At 70.1% G+C, this 10,850-nt stretch carries 10 protein-coding genes; all 10 read right to left on the bottom strand.

The genetic code is table 11. The annotated features are described in order from the left end of the window. Positions 1–227: 227 nt before the first annotated feature. Positions 228–734: a flavin reductase family protein gene (locus PFX91_RS04250; protein WP_285729519.1), complete on the bottom strand. Its 507-nt coding sequence runs from the start codon at positions 732–734 to the stop codon at positions 228–230. A 101-nt stretch (positions 735–835) separates the two neighbouring features. Further along, positions 836–2,191, bottom strand: coding sequence for an FAD-binding oxidoreductase (locus PFX91_RS04245; protein WP_285729518.1), 1,356 nt, complete (start codon positions 2,189–2,191; stop codon positions 836–838). Beyond that, positions 2,188–2,550: an avidin-fold protein gene (locus PFX91_RS04240; RefSeq protein WP_285729517.1), complete on the bottom strand. Its 363-nt coding sequence runs from the start codon at positions 2,548–2,550 to the stop codon at positions 2,188–2,190. Before PFX91_RS04240 ends, PFX91_RS04245 begins: the two co-directional genes overlap by 4 nt. Continuing rightward, positions 2,547–3,845 carry an ATP-grasp domain-containing protein gene (locus PFX91_RS04235; RefSeq protein WP_285729516.1) on the bottom strand — a complete coding sequence of 433 codons (1,299 nt, stop codon included), beginning with the start codon at positions 3,843–3,845 and terminating at the stop codon, positions 2,547–2,549. The genes PFX91_RS04240 and PFX91_RS04235 overlap by 4 nt, the downstream gene beginning before the upstream one ends. After that, positions 3,842–4,984 carry an NAD(P)/FAD-dependent oxidoreductase gene (locus tag PFX91_RS04230; protein WP_285729515.1) on the bottom strand — a complete coding sequence of 381 codons (1,143 nt, stop codon included), beginning with the start codon at positions 4,982–4,984 and terminating at the stop codon, positions 3,842–3,844. Before PFX91_RS04230 ends, PFX91_RS04235 begins: the two co-directional genes overlap by 4 nt. A 1-nt stretch (position 4,985) precedes the next feature. Beyond that, positions 4,986–6,527, bottom strand: coding sequence for a class I tRNA ligase family protein (locus PFX91_RS04225; protein WP_285729514.1), 1,542 nt, complete (start codon positions 6,525–6,527; stop codon positions 4,986–4,988). Then, positions 6,524–6,895, bottom strand: coding sequence for a cupin domain-containing protein (locus PFX91_RS04220; RefSeq protein WP_285729513.1), 372 nt, complete (start codon positions 6,893–6,895; stop codon positions 6,524–6,526). The genes PFX91_RS04225 and PFX91_RS04220 overlap by 4 nt, the downstream gene beginning before the upstream one ends. Positions 6,896–6,900: 5 nt before the next feature. After that, positions 6,901–8,187, bottom strand: coding sequence for a SidA/IucD/PvdA family monooxygenase (locus tag PFX91_RS04215; protein WP_285729512.1), 1,287 nt, complete (start codon positions 8,185–8,187; stop codon positions 6,901–6,903). Between the two features lie 157 nt (positions 8,188–8,344). After that, positions 8,345–9,568, bottom strand: a complete 1,224-nt coding sequence (locus PFX91_RS04210; RefSeq protein ID WP_285729511.1) for an acyl-CoA dehydrogenase family protein — start codon at positions 9,566–9,568, stop codon at positions 8,345–8,347. 158 nt (positions 9,569–9,726) lie between these two features. Further along, positions 9,727–10,560: an isocitrate lyase/PEP mutase family protein gene (locus tag PFX91_RS04205; protein ID WP_285729509.1), complete on the bottom strand. Its 834-nt coding sequence runs from the start codon at positions 10,558–10,560 to the stop codon at positions 9,727–9,729. Between the last annotated feature and the right edge of the window lie 290 nt (positions 10,561–10,850).

Below are 10,850 nucleotides of genomic sequence, written 5' to 3'. Positions count from 1 at the left end.
CTCCGCGTAGCGGCGGACCCGCCGGTGCGGCGCCCGCGAAGGGCCGGGGCCGCACCGGTGGGCCGTCGGCGGGACCGCCCCGCGCCGTGACGCCCCAGGCGCAGGCCCGGGGGGTGCTCCTCCGCCTCTCGTGGGGATCCCCGCCCGTCGTGTCGGGTGTGGGCGACCGTGTCCGTGGACGATGTTCCTCCGGTGCTCTCGGGGTCGGCCGACACCGACGTGAACGACTACGGTGGGTTCCCCGCCTGTTCGTCCAGGGAGTGGTAGCCGCCGTGCAGGAAGACCAGGGCGGGCCCGTGTCGTCGTTCGTCCGCCGCCACGACCTCGCCCACGACGAGGGTGTGGTCGCCCAGGTCGAAGCTGTCCCACAGGACGCACTCCAGCCAGCTCGCGGAGTCCAGCACCAGCGCGCCGGTGTGCCATCCCGGTGACGCGGGCAGCGCGCCCACCGTGTCGGCCCGTGTCCTCCGGTCCTTGGCGAGCAGCCCGGCGATGTCCCGGGCGGGGCTGTCCAGGATGGAGACGGCCCACTTCTTGGTGGCCAGCAGGTCGACCAGGAACGCCGAGTCCAGCCGCAGGCACAGCGACACCAGCGGCGGGTCGAGTGAGACCGAGGTCAGCGAGTTGATCGTCACCGCGTCGTGACGTCTGCCATCGGCTCGGTCACTGTAGGTCGTCGCCACGCATACGCCGGTGGCGAAGTTCCGCATGACACCACGCAGGTCGGGTGGCATTTCCGGTCACTCCTTCCGAGGTCGGCCCCGTCGGCCTGATCAGTCCTGGCTCCACGGCGTGGAGCGTCTTGCCGAAGTGCGGTCGAGATGGGCGTGCGTGGTCAGATCGCCTGGGAGAAGGAGAAGACACGGTCGGGGTCGTACCGGCGTTTGACCTGTGCCAGGCGTGGGGCGTTGGGGCCGTGGTACGCGGTACGCCAGTCGTCGAGGTCGGGGTCGGTGAAGTTCACGTAGGAGGTGTCCGGGGCGAACGCTCCCATGTCCCGGTGCAGGGCGGTCAGCCAGTCCAGGTTCTTCCGAACCACCTCCGGTGACTCGTCCGGTTGCCAGGAGGTGTCCATCGACACCAGGAACAGCGTGTCCCGGTGGGGGAAGGCGGTCTCGGTCGCCGGCACGTCGTTGATCACCCCGCCCCAGGTGAACAGGGCCACGCCGGCACCGTCGGGGTTGGCGCTGCCGGGCCAGGCTTCGATCGCGGTGACCATGGTCCGGAGAGCGTCCTCGGGCAGCGGTTCGGGGGTGCAGCGTGTCCGCACGGCGAACGCGCCGCCCGCGGTGGTGTGGTGCAGGTAGTCCGCGGCCTCCCAGTACGATCGGTCCGCTATGTCCACGCGGGTCGCCGGAGCGGTGGCCAAGGCCGGGGCCATCAGCTCCCGCAGTTCGTCCGCCGAGCCCAGGTGCTGCCCCACCACCGAGACCACGCCGTCCCCGACCGGCGCGCGGCTCACGCCGATGCGGGCGGCGAACTCGGGGGGAGCGTCGCGCATGATCTCCTGCATGACGGCCACCACCTCGACCGCGTACGGCCGGTCCCACAGCACCAGGCAGGTGGAGGTGGCCGGGACCGGTCGCGCCTGGAAGGTGAACGACGTGTTCACGCCGAAGTTGCCGCCGCCTCCGCCCCGGCAGGCCCAGAACAGGTCCGCGTTCTCGGTCTCGCTGCACGTCACCGTGGTCCCGTCCGCCAGCACGACGCGGGTGGACACGAGCGCGTCGCACGTGAGTCCCATCGCGCGGGACACCACCGAGACGCCGCCGCCGAGGACGAGGCCGCCGATGCCGACGTCGTGGGAGTTGCCCAGGGGAAGGGTCATGTCGTACTTCCGCAGCGCGGTGTAGATCTCCTTCATCCGGGTGCCCCCGCCCACGGTGACCAGCGCGGTCGAGGGGTCCACGTGCACACCGTCGACGTCCCGCAGGTCGAGCACCAGTCCCTGGTTGACGGAGTTGCCCGCGTAACTGTGTCCCCCGCCCCTGGCGACGATGGGCACTCCGCTGTCCCTGGACCAGCGGATCGCCCTGCCGACGTCGGTGGGCCCGGCCGCGGACAGCACCGCGGCCGGTCGGACATCGCGGAAGCGTTCGTTGAACGGTCTGGTGCGCTCGTCGAATCCGCTGTCCTCGGGCAGGCGCAGCCGCCCGTCGACCAGTCCGCGCAGTCGATCCCATCCGGTCATGTCCGTGCTCCCGACCGCTCCGAGACCGAAGGTCGTGACGGGATCTCCTCCAGGTAGGACACGCCGCTGTCGGCGTGCTCGCCGTAGCGCTGCCATTCCTCGCGCAGCACCAGCCGACCGTCGGGGCGCGACCGTGGCACGCTCACGGTGTAGCCGGAGATCACCTCGTCGGTGTTCAGCACCATGATGTAGGCCAGCCGCAGGGTACCGTCGGTCGCGCACGTCCCGCTGAGCGTGCCGCGTCGTACCCTCCCTCCGTCGAAGTCCGCCCACACCAGGTCGCCGTCCTGGTGGTACCGGGCGACGACGCCGTCGTCGGCGCCCACCTTCTGGAACAACCTGCCTTCGTAACTGATCATTCGTCCACATCCAGGAGTCCGGCCGGCATCTCCAGCAGGGAGTCCGGTGATTTGGGGGCGACCTTCTCGGCGTCCACCACGACCATCCCGCTCGCCGTGGTCAGCCGTTCCTCGCAGGTGCGCGGGTCGTCCGCCCGACACACCACGAAGGAGTGCCGGGCGATGTAGCCGCCGGGGGGCAGCCGCAGCGTGGTCCCGGGCTCGACCATCGGGGAGGCGGTCACCAGTCCCGGCGCCTCGCGCGGGACCCGTACCGAGCGGACCAGGCAGTCGTGCTCGGGGTAGCCGAACCGGATGCCCGCCACGCCCCGCTCGGGGCGGTGGGTGTCGGGCCGCTGCCCCAACGCGACGTCCACCACGACCTCGCCGGGGTCGATGCCGGTGGCGATCTTGCCGAGGAGCGGGATCAGGTCCCCGCCGACCCGACCGTTGATCTCGATGATCAGCGGACCCCGGTCGGTCAGTCTCACCTCGGAGTGGGTGACGCCGTTCTCGATGCCGAGCACCTGGTGCGCCCGCGCCAGGGTGTCCATCAGTTCCCGGTCCTCCAGCAGCGGGTCCGACGCGTCCACGACGTGTCCCGTCTCCTCGAAGTACGGGTGGCTGCCGGTGCGCTTGCGCGCCACGAACATCGGCAGGTACTCGCCTTTGTGCAGGCCGGCGTCGACGCTGATCTCCGGGCCCACCGCGTACTCCTCGACGATGGCACCGCCGCGGAAGGGCTCGTCTCCGACCAGGCTGGCGTTGGAGGCGACCTGGAAGGCCTCGTGCAGCTCCTGGTCGTCGCGGGCCAGCATCACGCCCATGCTGGCGCCGAGCGCGCGGGGTTTGACGACGACGGGGTAGCCGATCCGTTCCACGGCCTCCCGCGCCTGCGCCAGGTCGGCCGCCATCGCGAAGCCGGGTTGGAGCAGCCCGCCGTCGGTCAGCCGTGTCCGTGCGCTGTACTTGTCCCGACAACCCTGCACCCCGGCGATGCCCAGCCCCGGAACCCCGAACTCCGCGGCCAGTTCCGCGGCGGGCATCACCAGCGGTTCGTCCCAGCACAATACGCCGACGACCGTGCGCCGGGCGGCGATCTCCCGGGCGGTCCGTGTCAGGAGTTCGTGGTCGAACACGTTGACCACGGTGATCTCGTCGAAGTACTCGTGCTGCCAGGTCGGCCGCAGGTTGTTGATCAGCACCAGTTCGTGGCCCGCACGACGGGCCCGGGCCGCGGCGGAGCGGACCAGGTACTCACGGTAGAGCTTGAGTCCGCTGCCGATCACCAGCAGCACGCTCTTGGAACTGTTCACGTCGGACTCCTTCCAGTCGATGACATGAGGGGTGAACGGGACGGACGCAAGGCGTCCACGATCCGGTCCGCGACGAGGGGCGCCGTACGAAAACCGTCACCGCCGGTGGCGGCGCGCGCCCAGAGGGCCGGGCCCACCTGGGCCAGGTGCGAGCCACCGCCGTGGGCGTCCACCGTGTAGTGGCACCGCTTCACCGCGACGACGGTGTACCGGTCCATGTCCGTCAGGGCCCGCGTGGCCATGACGCGCTCACTCCACCGGAGTTCGTCCTCGTCGTCCTCGTCGTCCACTCCGGACACTTCACGGCACGCCGCCTCACCGCTGACCTTCAGCAGCGTCCCGCCGACGGGGGGCAGCAACCACGCGTCGCCGTCGGCGCCGATGCGTCCCGCGCTGGGTGCGGCGTGCTCCCACCACGCGGCCAGCTCGTCGGGTGGGCGCAGGTAGACCATGGTCTGCCGGTACATCACGGTGGGCAGGTCCACGAGGTCTCCCGACCACGGTCCGCCGGCGACCAGGACCAGGTCGCCCTCCTCGAAGGTGCCGTCGGTCAGCTTCACCCGCCCGGTGTCGGCGTCCACCGCGGAGACGGGGCACCACGGACGTAGTCGTGCCTCGGGCCGGCTCTCCAGCCACCGCGCCGCCGCCCACAGCATCCGGTCGGCCAGCAGCACACCGGCGTCGGTTTCGAGCACACCGTGGGAGTGCGCGGGGAACCGTATGTGGGGGAACTCCTCGGGGGCGACGAGCTCGACCGGAAGTCGGGCCTGGGCCGCGACGTCCGCGACGGCCGAGGCCTCGTCACGGGGCCATCCGGTCACCACGCCGACCCGCCGGTAGAACCCGGCGCCCGGCCGCGAACCGCACAGCAGGGCGTCCAGCTCCGACCATCGGTCGTGGGCCGACGCGGCGCGCCGGGTGCCCTCCGGGTCGGTGGGGTCGAGCGCCCGAAGGGCTCGGTGCTGGTCGAAGGAGGTCGATCCGGGGTCGGGGATCGCGCCCCGTTCCAGCACGGTCACCCGGTGTCCGGCGAGCACGCACCGGATGGCGGTGACCAGCCCGGTCACCCCCGCGCCGACGATGACCACCCGCCGTTGGCGGGCCCGCCCCATCGATCCGGGTCGAGTGTCGGCGGTCACCTCATTCCACCCCTTCGGTCAGCCGTGGCAGGACCGCCGGTGTGATGGTCGTGGTGTCGATGTCCGTCGGTATGCGGATCTGCGGCAGCGCCTTCTCCGCCAGGTCGATCAGGATGGGCGCGGCGCACCGCAGGACCACGTCCACCTCATGGCAGAAGTCCCCCTCCTGGCCGGGGCGCACGTCCCACCGCGCCAGCCTGCCCAGTTGTTCGGTCAGCGTCTCCGCGGCCCGGGTGAGGCTGAAGTACTCCAGCTCGTAGCAGGCGGCGAACCGTTCGACGATGCGGGCGGAGGCCGCCCGTGACCGCTCGGACACCGGCAGCGGACCTCGGCCGGTGAACCGTTCCACCTTGTCCACGATCCGGTTCCACGGCTCGACCAGGCGCGAGGAGGTCACCGTCGCCAGCGCGGCCCGGCTGAAGCTGGTGCGCTGGTTCTCCGGGCTGGTCGCGGCCAGGTGGAACCGGACCAGGTCGCGCGGCACCTCGGCGACCAGGTCCCGGCCCCACACCACGTGTCCTTTGCTGGTGGAGAACTTGGCGTTGTCCAGCTCGTAGAACTCGTTGGTGATGAACTCCTCGGGCAACAGGTACCGTCCGTCGCTCGCCAGCAGCATCGCCGGCGCCACGATGGCGAAGGGGTAGGTGTTGTCGAAGCCGAGGAAGTAGACCACCTTCGTACGCGCCTCGGCGAGCCACAGCTCGTCGGTGGCGGCCGACGTCCCACCACGTCGCTCGGCCGACAGGGCGCCGCAGTAGACGCTCCACGCCGCGGGTTCGGCGTTGGGGTTGATCCTTTGGCCCGCGACCTCGGGGAACGGCGCCGGTATGCCCCATGAGGTCGGGTAGGTGACGGGGTAGTCGGGAAGCGGCCGGGACAGCATCTCCTCGATGGCCTGGGCCATGTGCGGGCGCATCGCCCCGCCGTGCTCGGCGAAGTGCTCGCGGATCCGCCGGCGGTAGCGCTCCATGGGCAGGACGAGCACCTGTACCTCACGCAGCTCCACCGGGTCGTCGGGGTTCAGCGTCGACCGGGGGTCGATCAGGTCTCCCGCGGCGACCGGGTGGCCGCAGCTCTCGCAGAGCCCGGCGCACCCGTCCGCGAGGCAGAGCGGGCAGCCCCCTCGCGCGTAACCGTCCACGAGGTACTCACCGGTAGCGGGCGAGTAGGGGAAGGTCATCGTGCGCAGCTCGAACCTGCCGGCGGCGTGCAGCCGTTCCATGAATCCGAGCACCGTCTCGACGAATCGGTCCTCATCGCCGGTGAACCCGTCGACGTCGACGCCGACGGCCGCCAGCGTCGACTCGATCTGTTCCGCGGACCGGGCCACGAGCGCCTCGGGGGTCGTCCCCAGGCGGTGCGCGGTGGTGGGCACGTAGGTCGACGTGTCCTGGAACCCCGTGGCCAGCAGTGCGTCGCGGCCGGTGGCCCGCAGGTAGCGGGCGTGGACGTCGGAGGCGAGGAAGGGACCCGCGATGTGCCCGAGATGAAGGTCGCCGTTGGCGGTCGGGGCGGGCGAGATGATCAGTGTCGTCCTGTTCATCGCGACCGCCCCTCGTGTCTGGCGAGGAACGCGGTGGACATGTCCGCGTCCCACCAGATGCCGTAGTACTCGAAGTCCTCCGTGCCCTCGTTGACGACCTTGTGCGTGCAGCCCGGGGGCAGGTGCACGATGTCGCCTTCGGTGAAGCCGTACCGTTCGCCGTCGACGTCCAGCTCCGCGCTGCCCGTCAGGGCGATGAAGATCTCGTACTCGTGGTGGGAGTGCGGGGTGGACTCCTCCCCCGAGCGCAGGACGCACCACGCGCCCTCGAACGGGGCGTTGAGCGCGGGCCACGGCAGCAGGCGTTGGGAGTCCAGGCCGTACGCCCTGGTGAGGTCGTCCCGGTTCAGGTGGCGGATCTCGACCATGTCGTTCACACCCCCGCTTCGGCTTCGGTCGTCTGTCGCCGTTGCAGCAGGTCCGTGGTGATGTCCTCGGAGCGGTGGGCCAGCACGCTGATCAGTGAGTCGGCGATGCCGTGGGTCTGCTCGTTGACGCCCTGGAGGTAGATCGCGCCCCAGGCCGAGTCGCCGAGGTCGACGCGGTAGCGCCGGCTCACGTTGATGTCGGCCAGTCCCACGCGGTCCGCCAGGTCGCGCACCATCGCGGGCATCCTCGCGTCGAAGCCGGTGCCGAGGAACACCATGTCGCAGCGCAGCGGCTCGACCTTGCCGGTCTTGCGGTCGCGCAGGTCCAGCACGATCTCGTCGCCGTCCATCCGGGCGCCGACGACGTCGGTCAGGGGCCGTACCGTGGACTGCGGGCGGCCCAGCATCTTCTGCTGGTACAGCATCAGGTAGAGCTCGTCCAGGAAGGGCGGCGCCAGACCCGCGTAGTTGGTCTGGTGCATCTCCTCCAGCACCTGTGCCCGTGTCTCGGGCAGCATGTCGTAGAACTCGTCGACGAAGGACGAGTAGAACAGTTCGTTGCCGAACTTGCTCGTCTGGTAGTTCTGCATGCTGATGGACCGCATGATGATCGTCGGGGTGGAGCCCGGGGCGTCCTGGTGCAGTGCCATGAACATCTCCGCCGCGCTCTGCGCGCCGCCGATGACCACCGGGCGCGACGGTCGCTCGTCCGCCGTCAGCTCGGCGATCCGGCTGGAGTACTGGGTGCTGTGCACGACCCTGTCCTGGGGCAGGTCGCGGAAGGCCTCGGGGACGTTCGCGTCCCGGCCGGTGCCGACCACCAGGTCGCGGCAGCCGATGGTGTCACCGTTGGACAGGGTGACGGTCCATCCGCTGATCGAGCCGTCCTCGGCGTATCGCGGGTCGATCCGCTCGGTGCGGGCGTTGTAGCGGATCCGGACCCGTTCCAGGTTGTCGGCGACCCACTGCTGGTAGGCCGACACCTGCCAGCGGTAGGGGTTGAAGGTGGACAGGTTCACGAACTCGTCCAACTGCCCTTGTTCGTGCAGATAGTTCAAGAAGGAGAACCGGCTCCGCGGGTTGCGCATGGTCACCAGGTCCTTGAGGTAGGACACCTGGCTGCGCGCCCACGGCAGCAGGAGGTTGCGCTGCCATTTGACGTCCGGGTACTGCTCCAGCACCAGGGCGTTCTCCGCCACCTGGTGCGTGCCGCACTCCTCGATCGCCACCGCGAGCGCCAGGTTCGACGGCCCGGCACCGATCATCAGAACATCGACGTGTTGTTCGGTCACATTCCCACCTGACTTCTGGATTGGTTCGTCCGGCGGACGATGGGCTTGTCGGGGTCCCTCCGGCCGCGCGGCGGACGCCGTACGGCCGTGCCGATCGCGGTGCGCGTATCGGCCGGTTCGAGGGGTCGGAACGGTCGGCTCTTCCCGGCGGGACCGGTCACCCGGTGATACCGAGCGAGAGGGCGAACGAAGGCTTGCCGCCCAGGAGATGGGCGCCCGCGGATTGCAGGATGCGGTCCTGGGCCACGACGTGCTGGCACATCGTGTTCGTGTCCCGCAGCCACCGGTCCATCGGCGACCGCCGGTAGATCGCTCCGGTCTGGAGCAGGTCGTACAGCCGCGACACGATCGAGCGCGCGGTGCGGAAGGCGTGCCTGCGGGACAGTGGGAGGGCGGCCCGTTCGTCCGGGGTGAGGTCGGCCAGTGTGCCGCCCGCGGCGAGCACGTCGTGCTGTCGGCGCATGGCGGCGTACACCGCGTGCCTGGTGGCGGCGTAGTCCGCCTCGCAGTCGGCGATGGTGACCTGGGTGCGGTAGTCGTCGGCCATCGCGCCGGTCACCGGGCTCACCCGGGTGGAGGCGATCTCGCGTGCGTGGTCCAGCGCGGCCCGTGCGACGCCGAGCGGCACACCCGGCATGTTGCGCATGTGGACCTCGGGTTGGGAGAGAGGGCCCTCACCGTTGCGCACGGTCGCGAAGGTCAGGGTGCGTTCCTCGGGCACGAACACGTCGGTGATCGTGTAGTCGCAACTGCCGCTGCCCGCCAGGCCCGTGCTGTGCCAGGTGTCGATCACCTCGACGTCGGCGCGCGAGACGAAGAAGAGCCGGGAGTCGTGGGGGTCGCCGTCGGGGCCCGGTTCGGGTCGTCCGTCGCGGTAGAGGAACGCTCCCGAGACCACCCAGTCGGCGTGCGTGACGCCGCTGCCGAACTGCCAGCGGCCGGTCAGCCGGTACCCGCCGGGGACCATCTCGGCGCGTCCGGTCGGGAACAGCAGCCCCGCGGTGACCATGTCCAGGTCGTCGAACATCTCCTTGGCGACCGACTCCTCCAGGAACCGGGCGTACAGCCCCGAGTCCGAGCCGATCATGGCGCACCAACCGGCCCCGGCGTCCCCGTACGACAGCGCCTCGATGACCTCGGTCTGTCGCATCGAGTTCAGTTCGGGGCCGCCCCTGGTGCGATCGAACCCCATGCGGAACACCCCGGTGTCGCGCAACATCTCCACCACGTCGGTGGGCAGGCGCCTCTCGCTCTCGATCTGTGCCGCGCGTTCGCGCAGCGTCGGCGCGAGGGCCTTGGCACGAGCCAGGATCTCCACTGCGGTGGAGGCCGGTCCCGTGGATCCGTCGTCCGTCCCGGCCCCGCCGGACTGCGTGTGCATAGCCGTCATTGGTCCGCTTCCCGTCGGCTGAGCTGACGGACACGATCCAACCCGCCGGGGCGGTTGACCGAAAGGAATGACCGGAACGGACAATCAACCGAAGAAGATCGGGGGTGGCCGTGCCGGTCGAGACCGGCACGGCCACCCCCGATGATCCGTCAGCGGGCGAAGTAGCCGTTCAGGGTGCCGAAGTCGAGCGTTTCGGCCAGTTCGTCGTAGGCCCCCTTGGTCAGGGCCTCGACGGCCGCGCGTTGGGCGAGCGCGTAGGCCGACTGCGCCACGGCGGTGCCCAGGCTCACCCGGCTCACCCCCACCGCCTCGAACTCGGCGACGGTCGGCGCGCCCGGCCCCGCCATGACGTTGATCGGCAGGGAGGTCGCCTTCACCAACGAGGCGAGCGTGTCCAGGTCGACCAGGCCGGGCACGAACAGGCAGTCCGCGCCCGCCTCCGCGTACGTGGAGGCCCGTGCGATCACGTCGTCCAGGCGTCCCTCCGGCTCACCGACACCGAACAGGAAGACGTCGGTACGCACGTTGAGCACCAGGTCCGGTAATCCGGCCCGCTCGGCCGCGGCGCGTCCCGCGCGCAGTCGCTCGGCCTGCTCCCGCGGCTCGAACAACGGGCCTCCGGGCGCGCGAGAGTCCTCGATATTCACCCCCACCGCGCCGGCCCCGACGACGGCCTCGACCGTCTCGGCCACGTCCTTCGGTGCCGGACCGTACCCACCCTCGACGTCGGCGGTCACCGGAACGTCCACCGCGCCCGCGATCCGCCGGACCTGCTCGACCATCTCCCGTCTGGTCAGCACCTGCCCGTCGGGGCGACCGAGCGACCAGGCCACTCCGCCGCTGGTCGTGGCGATCGCCTTCGCGCCGGCCGCCGCGATCGCCGCCGCACTGCCCGCGTCCCAGGCGTTGGGCAGGACGAGGACCTCACCACCGTGTAGTGACCGCAATGTTCTCGCTTTGGCCGACTGTCCGTTCTCCACCATGTCGCCTCTCCTTCACTTTTCAGCGCAAAAACGCATGACCCATCCCATGCGTGAAAACCAGTACGGTAGCAGCGTTCGGGCCCGCCTCATGCCCTTCCTTGGTTTTCGGGTGCGAACGTGCAGGTGAACGACCACGTCACAATGTCCGTGCCTCATGCTCGTTATGGGAATTCGCGTGAGAACACTTGAACGCACGTGACCACCTTGAGGCCGGGTGAGAAGGCATTATCCCTGGTCACATGAATCTCTGAAGGATCGACGGTCGGGTGGACACCTCCTGGAAAGTCACC

The sequence above is a fragment of the Nocardiopsis sp. ATB16-24 genome, from assembly GCF_030271535.1.
GTDB lineage: Bacteria > Actinomycetota > Actinomycetes > Streptosporangiales > Streptosporangiaceae > Nocardiopsis.
Note: the sequence above shows the minus strand (reverse complement) of the source record. Positions and strands in the feature narration are given on the sequence as shown.

Bases quoted from the DNA above. Each gene is read 5' to 3' on its own strand.
- PFX91_RS04250 (WP_285729519.1), bottom strand. From the start codon at position 734: ATGCCACCCGACCTGCGTGGTGTCATGCGGAACTTCGCCACCGGCGTA.
- PFX91_RS04245 (WP_285729518.1), bottom strand. From the start codon at position 2,191: ATGACCGGATGGGATCGACTGCGCGGACTGGTCGACGGGCGGCTGCGC.
- PFX91_RS04240 (WP_285729517.1), bottom strand. From the start codon at position 2,550: ATGATCAGTTACGAAGGCAGGTTGTTCCAGAAGGTGGGCGCCGACGAC.
- PFX91_RS04225 (WP_285729514.1), bottom strand. From the start codon at position 6,527: ATGAACAGGACGACACTGATCATCTCGCCCGCCCCGACCGCCAACGGC.
- PFX91_RS04220 (WP_285729513.1), bottom strand. From the start codon at position 6,895: ATGGTCGAGATCCGCCACCTGAACCGGGACGACCTCACCAGGGCGTAC.
- PFX91_RS04210 (WP_285729511.1), bottom strand. From the start codon at position 9,568: ATGCACACGCAGTCCGGCGGGGCCGGGACGGACGACGGATCCACGGGA.
- PFX91_RS04205 (WP_285729509.1), bottom strand. From the start codon at position 10,560: ATGGTGGAGAACGGACAGTCGGCCAAAGCGAGAACATTGCGGTCACTA.